A 17,001-nucleotide genomic window follows, 5' to 3' on the forward strand; every position below is an offset into this window, starting at 1 on the left:
TCCGTGGCCGCCCGGCAGCCTGTCGCCACACCGCCGCCCGGCCCTTATCCGCTTTCGCCAAACAGGAGTACCCCCATGATGTTGCAGAATCCGTCGTCGAAATACCGCGCCTTCCCTCCAGTCAATTTGTCCGCCCGCCAGTGGCCGGATAAGGCCATCACCCGTCCGCCGATCTGGATGAGCACCGACCTGCGCGACGGCAACCAGGCCCTGATCGAGCCGATGAGCCCGGAGAAAAAGCTGCGTTTCTTCGAGATGCTGGTCAAGATTGGCCTCAAGGAAATCGAAGTCGGTTTTCCATCGGCATCCCAGACCGACTTCGATTTCGTGCGCAAGCTGATCGATGAAGACCGCATTCCCGAGGACGTGACCATCATCGTGCTGACCCAGTCGCGCGACGAACTGATCCGCCGCACGGTCGATTCCGCCGTCGGCGCGCGCCGTGCCATCGTACACCTGTACAACTCGGTGGCGCCGGTGTTCCGCAAGGTGGTGTTCGGCATGACGCGCGAGCAGATCACCGGGATCGCCGTCAGCGGCACCAAGCTGGTCAAGGAACTGGTCAAGCAGCATCCGCAGACGGACTGGGGTTTCGAATACACGCCGGAATCGTTCTCGACCACGGAACTGGATTTCTCCAAGCACATCTGCGACGCGGTCAGCGATATCTGGCAGCCGACGCCGCATAACAAGATGATCGTCAACCTGCCCTCCACCGTGGAATGCAGCACGCCGAACGTGTACGCGGACCAGATCGAATGGATGTCGCGCAAGCTGGCGCGGCGCGATTGCCTGATCATCAGCGTCCATCCGCACAACGACCGGGGGACGGCGGTGGCATCGGCCGAGCTGGCCATCATGGCGGGCGCCGACCGGGTCGAAGGCTGCCTGTTCGGCAACGGCGAGCGTACCGGCAATGTCGACCTCGTCACTTTGGCGATGAATCTGTACACCCAGGGCGTGCATCCGGGGCTCGATTTCTCCGATATCGATGCCGTGCGTCAGGTGGTGGAAGAATGCAACCAGTTGCCCGTGCATCCGCGTCATCCGTATGCGGGCGACCTGGTGTTTACGGCGTTCTCCGGCTCGCACCAGGATGCGATCAAAAAAGGCTTTGCCCAGCAAAAGCCAAATACGCTGTGGGAAGTGCCGTATTTGCCGATCGACCCGGCCGACCTGGGGCGCAGCTACGATGCGGTGATTCGTGTCAACAGCCAGTCTGGCAAGGGCGGGATGGCGTATCTGCTGGAACAGGAATTCGGCTTGAGCTTGCCGCGCCGCTTGCAGATCGAGTTCAGCCGGGCGGTACAGGCGGTGGCCGACGCCAGCGGACGCGAGATTGCGGCCAAGGAAATTCACGCGATCTTTTGCAGCGAGTATTTTGACCAGACCAGCCCGTACGCCTACAGCGCCCACAAGATGGTGGAAGACAGCAGCAGCGACGAGCCGGTGCAGATCGATATCACCCTGGCGCACCGCCAGGCCAGCCTGAGTTTGCAGGGTGGCGGCAACGGGCCGATCGATGCGTTCGTCAATGCGCTGGGGCTCGATATCAAGCTGATGGATTACCACGAGCACGCGATCGGTTCGGGCGCGAATGCCAAGGCGGCCTGTTATGTGGAATTGCGCCTCGAGAATGGTCCGACCATGTTCGGCGCGGGGATCGACAGCAATATTGTGACGGCCTCGTTCAAGGCGGTGTTGAGTGCGGTGAACCGGCAGTTGGTGCGGGCCGACAAAGAGCTGGCGGTAGCGCAGTAAAGCCGTTGCCGTCCCCGCCCGGCGGCGCGGGGACGGCGCCAGGTCAAATGAACTTGGTCTTCTTCAGATACTTTTCCACATCGCGATAACTGTCGTCGCTGCCAGCGTAGCGCACCAGATTGCGCGCCGTTTTCAGCCATTCCACCGTGGACGGCTGCATCGCATCCAAGGCATACGCAATATCGCCCGGCCCGATCGGCCGCTCCGGATTGCCCGACAGAATATCGTGAATCGCGCTCTCCTTGGCCAGGTCGATCACGCCATCGATATCGGCGCCCGAAAAATGCGGCGTCGCCGCCACCAGGGCATCGATATCCACGCCTTCCACCGGCACCTCGCGCAGCTTGATGTTGATGATGTGCTTGCGCGCTTCGGCATCCGGCGGTGGCACGAACAGCTGGCGCGCAAAGCGCCCGGTGCGTTTCATCGCCTGGTCCACATCCCACGGCATATTGGTCGCCGCCAGGAACAGCACGTCGCGGTTGTCGCGCTCGAAACCGTCGAGCTGCGACAAGAATTCATTCACGATCGTGCGGCTGTGTTCGCTCTGTGCCTTGGAACGCGAAAACGCCAGCGCATCGAGCTCGTCGAAGAACAGCACGCACGGCTTTTGCGCGCGCGCCTTGTCGAACAGTTGCGCCAGGTTGCGCTCGCTCTCGCCCATCCACATATTCAACACTTCGCTGATACCGACCGACACGAAGGAGGCATTGCACTCGTTCGCAATCGCGCGCGCGATCATGGTCTTGCCGCAGCCCGGCGGGCCGTACAGCAAAATCCCGCCGCCGCCCTGCTTCTTGAATTTGGCAAACAGCGACGGCCGCAAAAACGGCTCGATGATGTGCAAGCGCAGCATCTTCTTCAACTCTTCCATCCCGCCCACATCGGCAAAGCGCACCGCGTCCGGCGCTTGCGGCTTGAGCGGCACCACGTTGGCGCTCTGCCCCACCAGCGACAGCGCCGGACCCGAGGCCGGACGCGCACTCTGCTGCAACTGTTCCAGCGCCGGCACCGGCACGAAGCCGTCCTGCTGGCGCGCGCGGCCGTAGGCGGCCAGCGCATCGCTGTTGCGCTCCAGCGCCAGCAAGGCTTGCGCCTTGCCGCTCGAGGCGGCCGCACCGGGCGACTGCCGTTCGGCCAGCTCGAACTGCACCAGCGCGGCGGCGGCATCGTGTTCGTCGAGCAGCAGGCGGGCATAGGCGAGCCGGTTGGCAGTATTGAACGGATCGCTTACCAGCGACGCTTCGTATTGTTCACGCGAGATAGTCATGGTCATCAAATTCCTGCGCGGCGTTTCAGCCAGCGCTTGAGCATAGAGGGGAAAATCCAGGAGTACGCACAATAACCGAGAAGGAGGATATTGAGCGGACCGAGGATATGCGGGGCAATCTTGCCGGCGCCACTGAACACGGCCACCGTCACCACCCACAAGACGACCGACGCCGCCCAGCCCCAGCGGTTGAACGGCCACAACGGCAACATGCTCCAGTGGCTCAGGGCATCGAGTTCGACCACCAGCGCAAGGATCTCGCGCGAGCCTGGATTGAGTTTCAACAGTTCGATGGCAATCCGCTTGGCGGCCCGGTATTGGCCACGGCGCACCAGATGGGTGATCAGCATGTGGGCCGTGCCCGCGCTTTCGGGATGGCGGCTCATCAAGGCGGCCAGGCGCTCCTGCTCGGCGCCTTTGCGGCCGTCGATCAGGTCACCCATCATGCAGGCGATCAGGGCCAGTTCATCGTCCGGGTCGAGGCGCAGCGCTTCGTGCGCCAGCGCCTTGGCCTTGTCGAGGTGCATGGTGCGGTACATCAGCATGGCGTAGCGCGCGTAGTGATGGCCGGACTCGGGGTAATCCCTGAGCAGCTCGATCAGCACCATTTCGGCCGCGGGCAGTTCGCCGCTGTCCTGGTACACGGTGGCGAGCAGCGAGCGGGCCGCGAAATGGCCGGGCTCGCGGCTGAGCACGCGCAGCAAGCCAATGCGCGCGTCTTCCCCTTGGCCGGTCAGGTAATCGAGCAGCGCCGCGCCGTACAGCAGGTCGCTGTCGTCGGGATACCGGGCCAGCGCCTCGCCGAGCTCATCGCGCGCTTGCGCATAGCGGTTACGCTCGATCAAGCCCTGCACGCGCCGGCTGTAATCGCGCGCCGATAACACACCATGATCGTTCATGCGAGGCCAGCCACAACGTAGAACTGCACCGCTTTCTTCATGCCGTACGCCAGGACGGCGCAGGCAATCGCCGGAATCCATGGCGACGGCGACGTGGCGCCGAACAAGGCGGCGGAACGGTGTTGCTTGCGATGCAGGAGATACACAATGCCTGTCAACGCCAGCGCCAGCGCGCGCCACAAGGCCTCGCCGGCGCTGTTGCCGATGACATCGATCAGGCTCACGAGCGGCGCATACCGGGTCAGCATGGCGGCGAGATAAGTCACAGCCAGTGCCAGGCCGGCCAGGTAGACCAGTGCGTCGAGCGGCCGCCTGAGCTTCCAGGAATTGAGCGCCGAATACAGGATGATCGCAAACGGCCCGCCGAAAAACGCCAGCACAAAGGACGATTGCAGCGAATACAGCTTGGCAGCTGGCGCTGCGGAGGGCGAGAGCGACGGAGTGAGCAGGCTTTCGCGCATGGCTGTTGGATGGAGTAAGTAATTAATGGTGGGGCGAAACAGAATCCGCATCATACGCAAGTTTCGCGCCGCCTTCCAGTGATCTGCTCGATGCGGGCGTCAGCGCAGGGCGAGCAAGCAGTCGGCCATCGCGGCCAGGTCGGGCACGATGACGGCGGGCGTGGCACCGAGCTCGTCGAGCGGGCCGCCATCGCGATTGACCCAGCATACCGGAAAGCCGAACAAACTGGCCGCACTCGCATCCCAGCCGTTGGCGGAGACATAGAGAATGTTCTCGCGCGGATAGCCGGCGCGCTGTTCGGCCAGCAGGTAAATCTTGCGGTGCGGCTTGAACACCTCGACCTCGTCGACGCTGACGAACTGGTCGAAGGCCCATTTCAGGCCCGAGTTCGCCACCACCTGGTTGATGGTGTGGCGCGAGCCGTTCGAGGCGATCAGCATCGGCACGCCGGCGTCGTGCAGGCGGCGCAGGGTGGCCGGCGCTTCGGGATGGGGGGCGAGGCGCAGGTACTGCTCGCTGAGCTGGCGCACGGTGCCGGCCAGCAGCGGCAGGCCCAGTTTGGCGCAGGTAAAGCGCAGGGCGTCTTCGGTGACGGTGTCGAAATCGGCGTAGCGCTCCATCAGGCTGCGCAGCCAGGTGTAGTCCATCTGGGTCTGGCGCCACAGGCGGGCGATGGCCTCGCCATGGCCGGGGTAGGCGTGCTCGCAGGCTTGGGACACCGAGTGCACGTCGTACAAGGTGCCGTACAGGTCGAAGATAATCGCGTGGATGTTTGGCATGGGCGCTCTCCTCTGTCGTCACAGCCAATGTACCATTTTCGAGGAGAACTTCCTGCCTGCGGGGCGCGCGCTGTTGTATTCGGTGGAGGGCACCGTACGCCTACGGCAATTCCGGCATCTGGCGCCGGTTGAACAGCGTGTTCATGCCGTCCTGCACATCGCTACCGATCAGGCACAGAAAGTCGTCGTAGCCGCCGAACATGCGACCGGACTCGGATAACAGCAAGGTCATGTAGCCGTCATACGCCATGCCGATCACGGCCAGTTGTTCCCGCACCCGCGCTTCGTACCCGCGCACCGTCTCGCGGCAGGTACAGGCGATGGCACGCGCCGGATCGAAATCGATACGATCGAGCGCACCCTCAAGCCGGTACGCGGGCATGTCGCCCCCCAGTCCGCCAAAGCGCTGAAAGAACTGTTTTGCCTTAGGGAATACCGTATAGCCGTCGGCGACCAGGCAGGCGAGAAATGGTGCCGGAAGAACTTCGCGATGCGGGGTCCATCGCATTTTTCTCAGATACTCATACGTCGTCGCGTCAAATATCAACGGCATATTACCCATTGCGGCAGCTCTCCGACATCGGCGTCAGCGCGTTCATCATCGGGCTTTCCCCAGCCTTTTCCAGCAATCGCGTCAGCCACTCGCACTCTTGCACCGTCCCGGAGAACACGATCCCCGATTCATGCTTGAGCAAGGCATATGCGGCGAGCAGTTCGAGGCCGAGGGCAGCGCGCAGCACCTTGACGGCGTCGAATGTCGACCTGGCCCGCCCCATCGAGACCGTCCACTCGCCGAATGCCTCGAGCATGCGCGCGCGTGGCCCCGGCTGCAGGAATCCCGTGTCGTCCCCATGCCACCTCTGCCCGCAGTGAACGCAATGGAATTCCTCGCATATGCGCAGGGTGCCGGCGTGGTCGCCATAGCCAACCGAGACCGAGGCTTCCTGTGAGCAATGTGAACAGGTGACGGCGAGAATCAATTCGGGCCTGGGGTAGGTTTCTGCAATCATGAGCTTTGGCTTACGCATTCGTCGCAGTGCTTCAGGGGCCTGAAGCTGGTTAAGGAAAGTGGGCTGCTGGCAGCGAGCGCCTGCATGTAAAGCCACACGCCAGACTGGATCATATTTACAATCAGGTGTAATCGCTTGCATGTAAAAAGAGCGATGTTGACACGCTCGCGCAGCGGCATTTTGCCACGCCGCCGGGCAGGGAGCGAAAATCCAGCCCGGTCCGGCGCTGGCACGGAACTTGATATAGATCATGTTACAAGCATGCGCTTCCAGGCGAGCCACAGTCCGGCATCGCCCTCACCGGAGCAAACCCGGGAAGAATCCGAGTAAGCGTTGCATGTTGACCCCATACGAATGACGTCGAAACGGAGAACCCCATGCCAGATTATTCCAACAAAGCCGAGCTGCAAGCTGCAGTCACCCGCGCCCTCGGCGCGCGCAGCGGTAGCGCAACCCTCAAGGCGGTCGCCTACTGGCAAGAAACCGGCACCTTCTGGGCACTCAAGCAAGATGGTTTTATGAGCGAGCACGAAATGGCCTGCCTGCGCAAGGAACTGGGAACCACCCAGATCTATCATGCATGGCTCAACACCTGCGACATCGACTGGACCGCCAGCACCGGCCTGCGCGCCAGGATGGTCGGCGTATCGGCGCATTTGAACAAGATGACGCCGCCGCCCGACTGGCGCGGCCTGACGGCCGCCGCCAACTGCGATTGCAGCATCGACTGCGCATTCGACATCGAACGCGTGCCGGCGGACGACCCGGTCAGCGATGCCCGCATCGTGCATTCCGCCTGGTGGACCTTCATGAGCGACATTCCGTTCGAGCAGTTCGGCCTGCCGCTGCAGAACCCCGGCTTGCCGGCCGGCGCGGCGCCGGGACGGGCGACGTTTTCCGCCTGAGTTCGTGAACGATGGCCGGGGCGCGTCCTGGCGCCGCGTCCCTGACAGCCCCATCGACAGCGCTCTGCCGGCGCCGGGGCATCGCCCTGCTCACCATGCGCGCATCCTGAAGTCAAAAACGGACGAAAAAAAAGCCCGCCGAAGCGAGCTCTAATCCAATGTAGTACCAATGCTTTAATCGTGTCCCAGACGCCCATGCTATCTGCGTGGTGCCCTGACGTGTAAATCGACTACCGTATTCGGAATTACAAATCCAGGCGGTTGCGACCATCTACCTTGCGACATTACACATATTGCGCGGCGGTGCAGGCTCCGGATAGGGTTTCGGTTCGTTTGAACCTCACCACTGAACGTAGTGTAGCACACGCTTGTGCGATGCAGCAAACATTATCGCCATCTTGTCGCCATATTCTCGCTATCTTCTTGTCGCAGTCTTGCGCAACCGATCAATCCGCCGGCCGGGTCGTCATCGGAATCGGCTCCTTGTTCTGCTCATTGCGCCCGGCCCGCTCGTATTCCGAAATCACCTGCGCGCCGAACAGCAGCAAGGTTGCCCCGATCTCCAGGCTGAACATGACCACGATGGCGGTCGTCATCGACCCGTACACCATATTCACCTGCGACAAGGTCGAAAAATACCAGACCAGCACATGGCGCGCGATTTCCCACAGCAGCGCCGCCGTCACGCCGCCAATGAGCGCGTGCGACAGCGACAAGCGCCCCACCGGCATCACCAGGTAGATGGAGCTGAGCACCAGGATTTCCCCGCTCAGCCCCAGGCAATACAGCAGCACGCCCGAGACGCCGCCGAGCGACCATTCGTAGCCGAGGAAGTGTACGCTCTCCTCGCCCATCACCTGCAAGGTGCCCGCCACCAGGGTGACGATCATGATGCCGGCGCCGAGCGCCAGGATATAACAGTAAGGCAGGATCGCCGATATCAAAAAGCGCCGCCGCCGGATCGCCACGCGGTGATGGAAGATCACGCTCATCGCGTTTTCCAGCGCGGTGAAGGCGAGCGAACTAAAAAACAGCATGCTGGCGAACAGCACCCAGGTCACCAGGTCGCGATCGTCCATGAAGTGCGCCAGTTCGCCCACGATGGCTTTCGACTGCCCCGGTACCAGCCACTCCAGGTAGCGCCCCAGGGTCGAGAGCAACTCGGCCTGGTCGATGAAGTGCGACAGCGCCACCACCACCAGCATCAGGAACGGCACGATCGACAGCAGCGCGTAATAGGCCACCGCGCCGGCCAGCAGCAAGCCCTGGTTGGCCTTGAAGCCCTTGAGCGTGCGCCATGCGAATTCGAGCGGATGGCCGAGCACATACGCGTTGGCCCGGCGGTTCAATATACGCAAGCGCAAACCTCTGGTGCCCTTCATCGCGCGAGCCTGATGCCGGTGAACTGCCAGCGCGCGCCGGCCGGGAAGAAATTGCGGTAGCTGGCGCGCGCATGCCCCGGCGGCGTGGCGCACGAGGAGCCGCGCAACACGTACTGGTTGAGCATGAATTTGCCGTTGTATTCGCCCAGCGCGCCGGGCGCGCAGGCGTAGCCGGGATACGGGGCGTAACTGCTGCTGGTCCACTGCCAGCACGCGCCGAACATCTGCCGCAAACCCTCGCCCTGCGGCGCGCATGCCGGATGCAAGCCACCCGTGAGCGTGCCGATGCCGGCGCAGGCGACTTCCCACTCGGCCTCGGTCGGCAGGCGCGCATCCATCCAGTGCGCGAAGGCGTCGGCTTCATACAGCGACAGATGCGTGGCCGGCCGCGCAGGATCGAGCGGCAGCATGCCGTGCAGGGTAAATTCGTGCCACTGCCCGTGCGCGTCGCGCTGCCAGTACAGCGGGTGCGCCAGTGTCAGCTCGCACACGCGCTCCCAGCCCTCGGACAACCACAGCGCCGGCTCGCGATAGCCGCCGGCCTCGATGAAGGCCAGGTACTCGCCATTGGTGACCAGGCGCGAGGCCAGCGCAAACGGCGCCACATACTGGCGGTGGCGCGGCAGTTCGTTATCGAAGCAAAAACCGGCATCCGCATGGCCGATGTCGGCCAGGCCGCCGTCAAAAGCGATCCACGCCAGCGGCGCGGCCGATGGCGAGCGTGGCAGCGCGCTATCGATATACGCGGGCCACATGGCGTTCTGCGCCAGCATGTGCTTCACATCGGTGAGAATGAGTTCCTGGTGCTGCTGCTCGTGCTGCAAACCGAGTTCCAGCAGGCGCAGCAGGTCGTCGTCCGGCTGCGCCGCCAGCAAGCGCGCCACGCGCGCATCCACATCGGCGCGGTAAGCGCGCACCTCGCGCATGGCGGGACGGGTCAGCAAGGAGCGCTGGGCGCGCGGATGGCGCTCGCCGATGCCGTTGTAATAGGAGTTGAACAAGACCCGGAAGGCCGGATGGAACGGCGCGAAGCCTTCTTCGAAGCGCTCTAATATGAACGTCTCGAAAAACCAGGTGGTATGCGCCAGGTGCCATTTGACCGGGCTGGCGTCGGGCATCGACTGGGCCCCGCAGTCTTCGTCCGAGAGCGGCTCGGCCAGCATCAGCGAGCGTTTGCGTACGCTGTCGTATAGGTCGCGCATGCTCATCGCGGTATCGCACGCGCGTAGACGACCGCGAACCACTGATCGGGATCGGTCCACACATGCACGCTGCGAAATCCGCCCTGCTCCAACAGGCCGACCGCCGCGCTCTGGCGGTACTTGTAACTGTTCTCGGTATGAATACGCTCGCCCGCCGTAAAAAACCGCTCGCCGCCCGGCCAGCGCACGCTCAACGCTTCGCGCGCTTCGAGGTGCATCTCGACCCGGCTCTCAACGGGGTTGAAAAAGCCGCGGTGACGCCACTGCGCCACGTTGAAATCGGCGCCGATGAGCTGGTTCACGTGGCGCAGGATGTTCAGGTTGAAGGCCGCCGTGACGCCGATGGCGTCGTCATAGGCCGCGTCGAGCGTGGCGGCGTCCTTGACCAGGTCGATCCCGATCAGCAGCGCGCCATCGTCGTCGCAGCCGTCGCGCAAGCGGCCCAGGAACGCGCGCGCCTGCTCCGGCGTGTAGTTGCCGATCGACGAACCGGGATAGAAAAACAGCCGTTTTTCCGCACGCACCACGCCCGGCAAGGCGAGCCGCTCCGAAAAATCGAGCCCCAGCCCGGTCATCTCGATATGCGGAAAGCGCTGTTGCAGCCGCTCGATCGACTCGCGCAGGAAATCGTACGAGATATCGATGGCCACATACTGGGCCGGATGCAGCAGCGGGAACAGGCGCGCCGCCTTGGCGCAGTTGCCCGCGCCCAGGTCGATCATGGTGGCGCCGGGACCGACCGCGCGCGCGATCTCGGCCCCGTGGCGCACCGCGATGGACGCCTCGGTGCGGGTCGGATAATACTCGGGCAGCTCGCAAATGGCCTCGAACAGGCGCGAACCGAGCGCGTCGTAGAGAAATTTGGGCGAAATCGCCGCCTCCCTGCCGAGCAGGCCGGCACGCAGTTCGGAGGCGATGGCGTCACCCGAGCGCGCGTCGCGCGCATCGGCCAGGCTGGAGGTCGGCATAGTTTTATTGGTCAATCGAAATCGCTGCGTGGGTGTTTTTGTTATCATAGCTGAATATCCCGTATTTCACGGTCCACCCGGCGTTCAAGCGTGCTCGCTGGCTGGCTCCCCCATCGACCATCCCAGGACAGGCTACCATGACCAATTTCTCCACCCGGCGCACCCTTAACACCATGCTGGCTGCATCAATCGGCGCCACCTTGCTGCTGGCCGGCGCCAGCGCCCTCGCCCAGGTTACCCCGGGCGTGCTGCGCGTGTCGGCCATTCCCGACGAAGCGCCGACCGAATTGCAGCGCAAGTTCAAGCCGCTGGGCGACTACCTGGCCAAGGCCACCGGCCTGAAGGTCGAATTCACCCCGGTCACCGATTATCCGGCCGCCGTCGAAGGCCTGGTCAACAAGCGCCTCGACCTGGTCTGGTTCGGCGGCTTCACCTTCGTGCAGGCCAATGTGCGCAGCAAGGGCCAGGTCACGCCGCTGGTGCAGCGCCAGGAAGATACCGCCTTCCGCTCGGTGTTCGTCACCACCAAGGCCGACATCAACAAGCTCGATGACCTCAAGGGCAAGACCTTGAGCTTCGGTTCCGAGTCGTCGACCTCGGGCCACCTGATGCCGCGCTCGTACCTGCTGGCCGCCAGGATCGATCCGGACGCCGACCTCAAAAGAGTGGCCTACTCGGGCGCGCACGACGCCACCGTGGCCGCTGTCGCCGGCGGCAAGGTCGACGCGGGCGCGCTCAATATCTCGGTCTGGGAAAAACTGGTCGCCGAGAAGAAGGTCGATCCGGCCGCCGTGCGCGTGTTCTACACCACCCCCGGCTACTTCGACTACAACTGGAGCGTGCGCTCCGACATGCCGGCCGCGATGAAGAAGAAGCTGACCGACGCCTTCCTCGCCCTCGACAAGTCCACGCCTGAAGGCAAGGAAATCCTGGAGCTGCAAAAAGCGAGCAAGTTCGTGCCGACCACGCCCGACAATTACAAGGCCATCGAAGCGGCCGCGCGCAGCGCCAAGCTGCTCAAGTAAGCTAGCGAAGCGCGCGCATGACCACCTACCGGCTCGAAAAACTCACCGTGCGGCATCAGGCCGGCACGCGCGCGCCGGCCTTGCACGCGATCAACCTGGTGGTGGAACAAGGCGAGCAACTGGCCGTGATCGGCCCTTCCGGCGCCGGCAAGACCACCTTGCTGCACACCCTGGCCTGCGCCCACGCGCCGGCCGACGGCGTGTTCCAGGCCTTCGGCCGGCAACCGTGGTCCTTGAGCGGCAAGGCGCGTCACCGCCTGCGCGCCGATTTGTTCCTGGCGCCGCAAACGCCGCCCCTGCCGCCGCGCCAGCGCGTGGTCAGCGCGGTGCTGGCGGCGCGCCTGCCGCACTGGAGCCTGCTCCAGGCACTGTCCTCCCTGTTCAAGCCGCGCGATCCGGATGCCGCCTACGATGCGCTGGCCCGCTTCGGCCTTGGCGGCAAACTGTATGCGCGGGTCGACCGCTTGTCGGGCGGCGAGCGCCAGCGCTGCGGCCTGGCGCGCCTGCTGCTCTCGTCGGCCAAGGTGTTCCTGGTCGACGAGCCGCTCTCCGCGCTCGACCCGGCCCTGTCGCAACTGACCCTCTCGGCCCTGCAGCAGGAGGCGGCAAGGCGCAACGCCACCCTGATCTGCAGCCTGCACCAGGTGGAGATGGCGCGCGCCAATTTTGCCCGCATCGTCGGGCTGCGCGACGGCCGCATCGTCTTCGATTGCGCGCGCGACGACGTCAGCGACGCCATGATCGCCGCCCTGTACCAGAACGAATCGGTCGCGCCGCATCCGCACGAAACGCACCCAACGCCCGATCGCCTGGCCATCGGCGCCTGCTTTTAGCCTGCCCGCAGCGCATGCCCCCTTCCCTCCAACACCATCCGGACCCGGCATGGCGCGCACGCGTGGCCATGCTCGTCATCGGCGCCGCGCTGCTATGGCCCGCCATGCTGTTCAGCGAGTTCAAACCGTGGATCCTGTTCGACCTGCAAAGCCTGAAGGCTGCCGGCGGTTTTCTGTCCGGCTTCCTGACGCCGGCCCATTCGCCCGAGTTCTTGTCGATGGTGCTGCGTGAAACCTGGCAAACGGTGGCCATCGCCACCGCCGGCCTGACCCTGGCGCTGCTCGGCGCCATTCCCGCCACCCTGATCGTCACCGAGCGCCTGTCGGTCTCGCGCCTGGGCACGGGGCGCATGCACTGGGCCGCCAGCGCGCTGCGCCAGGTCGTGCGCTGGGTGCTGGTGCTGCTGCGCAGCGTGCCCGAACTGGTCTGGGCGATCCTGTTCGTGCGCGTGGTGGGCCTTGGCCCGACCGCCGGCGTGCTGGCCATTGCGCTCACTTACTGCGGCATGCTGGGCAAGGTGTACGCCGAAATCCTCGAATCGTCCGACGCCCACGCCACCGAAACGCTGCTCGCCAACGGCAGCTCGCGCCTGGCCGCCCTGCTGTACGGCGCCTTGCCCGAGTCGGGCGCCGAACTGGTGTCGTACACCGTCTACCGCTGGGAGTGCGCCATCCGCGGCTCGGCGGTGATCGGTTTCGTGGGCGCCGGCGGACTCGGTCAGCGCATGGATGAATCGACCCGCATGATGGCCGGCGGCGAAGTGTGTACCATGCTGATCATGTTCGTGCTGCTGGTCGCGCTGGCCGACTGGGTATCCAAACTGCTGCGCCGGAGGCTCGGATGACGCGCCGCCTGCCCGCGCCGCCGCCACGCCAGTATTCGACCTGGCTGCTCGGCGCGGCCCTGCTGGCGCTGGTGGTGGCCAGCTTCGCCTCGCTGCCGCTGGAATGGTCGGCCTTTTTCTCGCCCGACGCGGCCACCGTGACGATGGAATTCCTGGCCGGCTTCGCCCCGCCCGAGACCGCGCCGGCATTCTTGCGCAAGACCGCGCTGGCCGCCCTTGAAACGCTGTCGATGTCGGCCATCGGCACCCTGCTGGCGGTGGGCGGCGGCCTGGCGCTGTCGATGTCGGCCGCGGGGCGCTTCGGCCGCGTCCAGCGCACCGCCTCGCGCGCCCTGCTCAACGTGCTGCGCTCGATTCCAGAACTGGTGTGGGCCTCGCTGCTGCTGGTGGCCGCCGGCCTGGGGCCGTTCGCCGGCACCCTGGCGCTGGCCGCGCACACCAGCGGCGTGCTCGGACGCCTGTTCGCCGACGCGCTGGAAAACACCGACCCGCACCCGGAACGCTCGCTGCTTGCCAACGGCGCCTCGCCCGGCGCCGCGTTCTGCTACGCCACCCTGCCGCAAACCCTGCCCCAGATGCTCTCGTACACCCTGTACCGCTGGGAGAACAATATCCGCGCCGCCGCCGTGCTGGGCGTGGTCGGCGCCGGCGGCCTTGGCCAGATGCTCAAATTTCACCTGTCGCTGTTCCAGATGCAAAGCGCGGCCACCGCCATCATCGCCATGCTGCTACTGGTGGCGCTGGTCGATGCGGCCAGCTTTGCGCTGCGCCGCGCCCTGACCCGCTAATCGTAACCAATCGTATTCACAGGACTGACCACACCCATGCTCGAACTGCGCGATCTCGCCAAAAACTACAACGGCCGCCCGGTCCTGAACCGCCTGTCGCACCATTTCGAGGCTGGCCAATTCGTCGCCATCATGGGCGAATCGGGGGTCGGCAAGTCGACCCTGCTGAACCTCATCGCCGGCCTCGACGCGCCCGACAGCGGCGAAATCCTGATCGACGGCCAGAGCATGTCGGCGCTCGACGACAACGCCGCCACCAGCTTGCGCCGCACGCGCATGGGGTTCATCTTCCAGGCATTCCACGTGCTGCCGCACCTGACGCTGGAACAGAATGTGGCCCTGCCGCTGCTGCTGAACGGCCAAAGCCAGGAACGCGCCGGCGCCATGCTGGCCGCGGTCGGCTTGAAAGGACGTGGCGGCGACTTCCCGCGCCAGCTCTCCGGCGGCGAAATGCAGCGCGTGGCGATCGCGCGCGCGCTGGTGCATCGCCCGGCCCTGGTATTGGCCGACGAACCTACCGGAAACCTCGATCCCGAAACCGCCGACAGCATTTTGGCCTTGCTGCGCAACGAGGTCAAAGCCAGCGGCGCGTCCGCCATCATGGTCACACATTCTCACGCCGCAGCCGCTCAAGCCGACAAAACCCTCATTTTGACCCGCTCAGGATTGCAAATTGTGCAAGATGTGCGTTAAAAGCCGCATTTCCGTCGTTTAATTTATCAACTTTGCTGCGAGTATATTCTTTCGGTAGTATCATCGAACCAAACCCGTGATGCATGAAATATATCAGAATGTAACAACCGGGTTGAAGTTGACCAACAGTCGATCAGTCCCCCATCAATGAAAAAATAATCTTTGGAGGAGTACGATGAACGTACGGCAAAAGAAACTGGAAATGATCGAGGCGATGAACCGCGCTCGAGCGCTCGAACCATCGAGCTTTGTGCCGAACAAGCTGCTCGACACCTTGATCGAAAAGATGAACCTCAAGAACGATGCGGAGTTGTGCCGCGTGCTGGAAGTGCAGCCGCCAATCATCAGCAAGATCCGTCATCGGAAACTGGCCGTGGGTGCGACCATTTTGCTGCGCATGCACGAAAAGTCGGATATGAGCATCCGCGACTTGAAGGACTTGTCCAACGCGTCAATGCACTAGGCAGTCAAGCATGCTGCCTGGCGCCGGCAGCGCATTGTCCGGCGCCCGTTGTAGCGGCACATGGTAACGCTTTATCCCTTCGCAAGCGCGCTGCATCCACACCGAGCCCCCGTGCGGACGCCAGCTACGCCACCCCGTAATGCCGCGCATAGCGACTGTCCAGGTTCGCCAGCGGCAGCAGCAGGAACAAATCCGCACTCTCGAAATCAGGATCCCAGGCCGGCTCGCCGCACAGCCACGCGCCCGATCGCACATAGCCCTTGACCAGCGCCGGCACCTGCGCCCTGGCCGCCGGCGCCAACGCGCGGATCGGGAACGGCAAATGCGGGGTAACCCGGTATTCGGCCGGCGCGGCGTGCTTGTAGATCAACGACTGGTACACCGCGACCGCATTGTGGCCGCCGTCGGCCACGCTCATGCTGGCGCAACCGGCCAGAAAATCGCAGCGCTCGCGCCGCATGTAGTCGGCCAGCCCGGCCCACAGCAGCATGATCACGCTGCCGCCCCGGTATTTGGGATGGATGCAGGCGCGTCCCGCTTCGATGATGCGGTTGCGCAGATGGTTCAGGCGACCGAGGTCGAATTCGTTTTCGGCGTACAGGCGCCCGACCAGGCGTGCCTTGGCGGGACTGAGCACGCGGTAGGTGCCCACCACTTTCAGGGTGGAGGCGTCGCGCACGATCAGATGGTCGCAATGCTCGTCGAATTCGTCGCGGTCGAGCCGCTCGGGGTTGACCAGCGCGGCCAGGCCCATCGTCTCGATGAAGACCTTGTAACGCAGGCGCTGCACTTCGCGCACTTCGGCCGGCGTCGATGCCAGGCTCAGGATCAGGCGCGGGGCGACCGACTTTGTCTCGGGAGAGGAATGGAGCTTGTGCATGCGTCGTCCTTTTGAGTAGCAACGAAGCACAGACTAACTGCGCAATTTGTCATGCCAGTGACAAGCGCGTGTCGCCTTGATGACACGCGCTGCCGGCTTATTCGCTTTTCGGGCGGCCGGTCTTGAGCTGCGGAAGGCTCGACAGCACTTTTTGCAAGGTCGCGATATCGAGGTCGCTGATCAGGGCCACGCCGATGCGCAGCAGTTCGCTCTTCTTGATCTCGAAGCCGGCTTTCAGGCAGGCTTTCTTGACCTGGCCGAGCACCGCGTACTCTTGCTCCGGCATGGTGAAGCTGTCGCGCACCAGCTTGGGCTTGCGCGCCTTCTCGCGCGCGCCGGCGTCGACCTCGGCCGTCGGCGCGGCCTGCTTGGGCGCCGCCTTCGCTGGCGTGGCGGTGCTGCGTTTCGGGGCCGCCTTGGCGCTTGCCGGCTTGGCTGGCGCAGGCTTGGCCGCTACCGGCTTGGCCGCTACCGCCTTGGCCGCTGCCGCCTTGGCCGCTACCGGCTTGGCCGCCGCCGGCTTGACTGGCGCCGCTTTGAGCGGCGCCCGGGCGCTGGCCTTGGCCGGCGCTTTCGCCGCCGCCTTGGCGCGTGGCGCTTCAGGCGTCTTTACGGCCGGCTTGGCCGGCGCCGCTTTCGTCGCGCCGGTTTTCTTTGTCGCCGCCGTCGTTGCGCCGGCTTTCTTTGGCGTCGTCCTGGTGGCGCGTGCGGCCGGGGCCACCTCTTTCAGGTCGGGAATGGCGTGTCCGTTGGTTTTTGCGCTTGCTGTCTTGCTCATTGAGTGACTCCGTTCAATATCGATTTAAACAGTATATACGATTTACTCAATTGCCGAC

The 17,001-nt window shown here is 64.2% G+C and carries 19 protein-coding genes; 8 read left to right on the forward strand and 11 right to left on the reverse strand.

Features of this window, described 5'->3' with window-relative positions; all coding sequences use genetic code 11:
- Window positions 1-75: 75 nt before the first annotated feature.
- Entirely contained in the window at window positions 76-1,761 is a 1,686-nt protein-coding gene (leuA, locus tag F1735_RS08845) for a 2-isopropylmalate synthase (protein WP_167236595.1), read from the forward strand.
- Window positions 1,762-1,804: 43 nt separating this feature from the next.
- Here leuA and F1735_RS08850 read toward each other — a convergent pair whose 3' ends face one another.
- From F1735_RS08850 to F1735_RS08875, 6 genes are all read right to left on the reverse strand, one after another.
- The gene (locus F1735_RS08850; protein ID WP_167236596.1) at window positions 1,805-3,037 is read right to left on the reverse strand and encodes an ATP-binding protein; all 1,233 of its coding nucleotides are present in this window, start codon (window positions 3,035-3,037) and stop codon (window positions 1,805-1,807) included.
- Window positions 3,037-3,930, reverse strand: a complete 894-nt coding sequence (locus F1735_RS08855) for a tetratricopeptide repeat protein (RefSeq protein ID WP_167236597.1) — start codon at window positions 3,928-3,930, stop codon at window positions 3,037-3,039. The genes F1735_RS08850 and F1735_RS08855 overlap by 1 nt, the downstream gene beginning before the upstream one ends.
- Window positions 3,927-4,391: a hypothetical protein gene (locus F1735_RS08860; RefSeq protein ID WP_167236598.1), complete on the reverse strand. Its 465-nt coding sequence runs from the start codon at window positions 4,389-4,391 to the stop codon at window positions 3,927-3,929. Before F1735_RS08860 ends, F1735_RS08855 begins: the two co-directional genes overlap by 4 nt.
- Before the next feature lie 99 nt (window positions 4,392-4,490).
- Window positions 4,491-5,171: a haloacid dehalogenase type II gene (locus F1735_RS08865; protein WP_167236599.1), complete on the reverse strand. Its 681-nt coding sequence runs from the start codon at window positions 5,169-5,171 to the stop codon at window positions 4,491-4,493.
- A gap of 100 nt (window positions 5,172-5,271) precedes the next feature.
- Entirely contained in the window at window positions 5,272-5,733 is a 462-nt protein-coding gene (locus tag F1735_RS08870; protein ID WP_167236600.1) for an SUKH-3 domain-containing protein, read from the reverse strand.
- Entirely contained in the window at window positions 5,726-6,181 is a 456-nt protein-coding gene (locus F1735_RS08875) for a hypothetical protein (RefSeq protein WP_167236601.1), read from the reverse strand. The genes F1735_RS08870 and F1735_RS08875 overlap by 8 nt, the downstream gene beginning before the upstream one ends.
- Window positions 6,182-6,558: 377 nt before the next feature.
- Between F1735_RS08875 and F1735_RS08880 the strand changes: the two genes are divergently transcribed.
- Window positions 6,559-7,086 carry a hypothetical protein gene (locus F1735_RS08880; RefSeq protein ID WP_167236602.1) on the forward strand — a complete coding sequence of 176 codons (528 nt, stop codon included), beginning with the start codon at window positions 6,559-6,561 and terminating at the stop codon, window positions 7,084-7,086.
- A 446-nt stretch (window positions 7,087-7,532) separates the two neighbouring features.
- Here the strand turns inward: F1735_RS08880 and F1735_RS08885 are convergent, their stop codons facing one another.
- From F1735_RS08885 to egtD, 3 genes are read right to left on the reverse strand one after another with little or no spacing between them, the layout of a single operon-like run.
- A complete protein-coding gene (locus tag F1735_RS08885) occupies window positions 7,533-8,468 on the reverse strand; it encodes a YihY/virulence factor BrkB family protein (protein WP_167236603.1) in 936 nt (311 codons plus the stop codon).
- Window positions 8,465-9,670 carry an ergothioneine biosynthesis protein EgtB gene (egtB, locus tag F1735_RS08890; protein WP_373888489.1) on the reverse strand — a complete coding sequence of 402 codons (1,206 nt, stop codon included), beginning with the start codon at window positions 9,668-9,670 and terminating at the stop codon, window positions 8,465-8,467. Before egtB ends, F1735_RS08885 begins: the two co-directional genes overlap by 4 nt.
- 2 nt (window positions 9,671-9,672) lie before the next feature.
- A complete protein-coding gene (egtD, locus tag F1735_RS08895; RefSeq protein ID WP_167236605.1) occupies window positions 9,673-10,638 on the reverse strand; it encodes an L-histidine N(alpha)-methyltransferase in 966 nt (321 codons plus the stop codon).
- A gap of 137 nt (window positions 10,639-10,775) precedes the next feature.
- Between egtD and F1735_RS08900 the strand changes: the two genes are divergently transcribed.
- The 6 genes from F1735_RS08900 (at window position 10,776) to F1735_RS08925 (ending at window position 15,285) form a co-directional block, all read left to right on the forward strand.
- Window positions 10,776-11,663 (forward strand): putative selenate ABC transporter substrate-binding protein, encoded by an 888-nt coding sequence (locus F1735_RS08900; RefSeq protein ID WP_167236606.1) that lies wholly within the window; start codon window positions 10,776-10,778, stop codon window positions 11,661-11,663.
- 17 nt (window positions 11,664-11,680) lie between these two features.
- Window positions 11,681-12,496 (forward strand): phosphonate ABC transporter ATP-binding protein, encoded by an 816-nt coding sequence (locus F1735_RS08905; RefSeq protein WP_167236607.1) that lies wholly within the window; start codon window positions 11,681-11,683, stop codon window positions 12,494-12,496.
- Between the two features lie 14 nt (window positions 12,497-12,510).
- Window positions 12,511-13,341, forward strand: a complete 831-nt coding sequence (locus F1735_RS08910) for a PhnE/PtxC family ABC transporter permease (protein ID WP_167236608.1) — start codon at window positions 12,511-12,513, stop codon at window positions 13,339-13,341.
- Window positions 13,338-14,129: a phosphonate ABC transporter, permease protein PhnE gene (gene phnE / locus F1735_RS08915; RefSeq protein ID WP_167236609.1), complete on the forward strand. Its 792-nt coding sequence runs from the start codon at window positions 13,338-13,340 to the stop codon at window positions 14,127-14,129. Before F1735_RS08910 ends, phnE begins: the two co-directional genes overlap by 4 nt.
- A gap of 36 nt (window positions 14,130-14,165) precedes the next feature.
- On the forward strand, window positions 14,166-14,822 hold the full coding sequence (locus F1735_RS08920) for an ABC transporter ATP-binding protein (protein WP_167236610.1): 657 nt from the start codon (window positions 14,166-14,168) through the stop codon (window positions 14,820-14,822).
- 175 nt (window positions 14,823-14,997) lie between these two features.
- Window positions 14,998-15,285: a hypothetical protein gene (locus tag F1735_RS08925; RefSeq protein ID WP_054263205.1), complete on the forward strand. Its 288-nt coding sequence runs from the start codon at window positions 14,998-15,000 to the stop codon at window positions 15,283-15,285.
- Between the two features lie 124 nt (window positions 15,286-15,409).
- Here the strand turns inward: F1735_RS08925 and F1735_RS08930 are convergent, their stop codons facing one another.
- Both F1735_RS08930 and F1735_RS08935 read right to left on the reverse strand, forming a co-directional pair.
- A complete protein-coding gene (locus F1735_RS08930) occupies window positions 15,410-16,165 on the reverse strand; it encodes a GNAT family N-acetyltransferase (protein WP_167236611.1) in 756 nt (251 codons plus the stop codon).
- Between the two features lie 97 nt (window positions 16,166-16,262).
- A complete protein-coding gene (locus tag F1735_RS08935; RefSeq protein ID WP_229505685.1) occupies window positions 16,263-16,943 on the reverse strand; it encodes a hypothetical protein in 681 nt (226 codons plus the stop codon).
- Window positions 16,944-17,001: the final 58 nt, after the last annotated feature.

It is taken from the genome of Massilia genomosp. 1 (assembly GCF_011682185.1).
Classification (GTDB): Bacteria; Pseudomonadota; Gammaproteobacteria; order Burkholderiales; family Burkholderiaceae_D; genus Telluria_A; species Telluria_A rubra.

What these genes read in the sequence shown, in the direction of transcription:
- F1735_RS08870 (WP_167236600.1), bottom strand. Translation starts at nt 5,733, where the DNA reads ATGGGTAATATGCCGTTGATATTTGACGCGACGACGTATGAGTATCTG.
- F1735_RS08860 (WP_167236598.1), bottom strand. Translation starts at nt 4,391, where the DNA reads ATGCGCGAAAGCCTGCTCACTCCGTCGCTCTCGCCCTCCGCAGCGCCA.
- leuA (WP_167236595.1), top strand. Translation starts at nt 76, where the DNA reads ATGATGTTGCAGAATCCGTCGTCGAAATACCGCGCCTTCCCTCCAGTC.
- F1735_RS08905 (WP_167236607.1), top strand. Translation starts at nt 11,681, where the DNA reads ATGACCACCTACCGGCTCGAAAAACTCACCGTGCGGCATCAGGCCGGC.
- F1735_RS08880 (WP_167236602.1), top strand. Translation starts at nt 6,559, where the DNA reads ATGCCAGATTATTCCAACAAAGCCGAGCTGCAAGCTGCAGTCACCCGC.
- F1735_RS08850 (WP_167236596.1), bottom strand. Translation starts at nt 3,037, where the DNA reads ATGACCATGACTATCTCGCGTGAACAATACGAAGCGTCGCTGGTAAGC.
- F1735_RS08900 (WP_167236606.1), top strand. Translation starts at nt 10,776, where the DNA reads ATGACCAATTTCTCCACCCGGCGCACCCTTAACACCATGCTGGCTGCA.
- F1735_RS08855 (WP_167236597.1), bottom strand. Translation starts at nt 3,930, where the DNA reads ATGAACGATCATGGTGTGTTATCGGCGCGCGATTACAGCCGGCGCGTG.
- F1735_RS08910 (WP_167236608.1), top strand. Translation starts at nt 12,511, where the DNA reads ATGCCCCCTTCCCTCCAACACCATCCGGACCCGGCATGGCGCGCACGC.
- F1735_RS08935 (WP_229505685.1), bottom strand. Translation starts at nt 16,943, where the DNA reads ATGAGCAAGACAGCAAGCGCAAAAACCAACGGACACGCCATTCCCGAC.
- F1735_RS08930 (WP_167236611.1), bottom strand. Translation starts at nt 16,165, where the DNA reads ATGCACAAGCTCCATTCCTCTCCCGAGACAAAGTCGGTCGCCCCGCGC.
- egtB (WP_373888489.1), bottom strand. Translation starts at nt 9,670, where the DNA reads ATGCGCGACCTATACGACAGCGTACGCAAACGCTCGCTGATGCTGGCC.
- F1735_RS08885 (WP_167236603.1), bottom strand. Translation starts at nt 8,468, where the DNA reads ATGAAGGGCACCAGAGGTTTGCGCTTGCGTATATTGAACCGCCGGGCC.
- F1735_RS08875 (WP_167236601.1), bottom strand. Translation starts at nt 6,181, where the DNA reads ATGATTGCAGAAACCTACCCCAGGCCCGAATTGATTCTCGCCGTCACC.
- F1735_RS08925 (WP_054263205.1), top strand. Translation starts at nt 14,998, where the DNA reads ATGAACGTACGGCAAAAGAAACTGGAAATGATCGAGGCGATGAACCGC.
- phnE (WP_167236609.1), top strand. Translation starts at nt 13,338, where the DNA reads ATGACGCGCCGCCTGCCCGCGCCGCCGCCACGCCAGTATTCGACCTGG.
- F1735_RS08865 (WP_167236599.1), bottom strand. Translation starts at nt 5,171, where the DNA reads ATGCCAAACATCCACGCGATTATCTTCGACCTGTACGGCACCTTGTAC.
- F1735_RS08920 (WP_167236610.1), top strand. Translation starts at nt 14,166, where the DNA reads ATGCTCGAACTGCGCGATCTCGCCAAAAACTACAACGGCCGCCCGGTC.
- egtD (WP_167236605.1), bottom strand. Translation starts at nt 10,638, where the DNA reads ATGCCGACCTCCAGCCTGGCCGATGCGCGCGACGCGCGCTCGGGTGAC.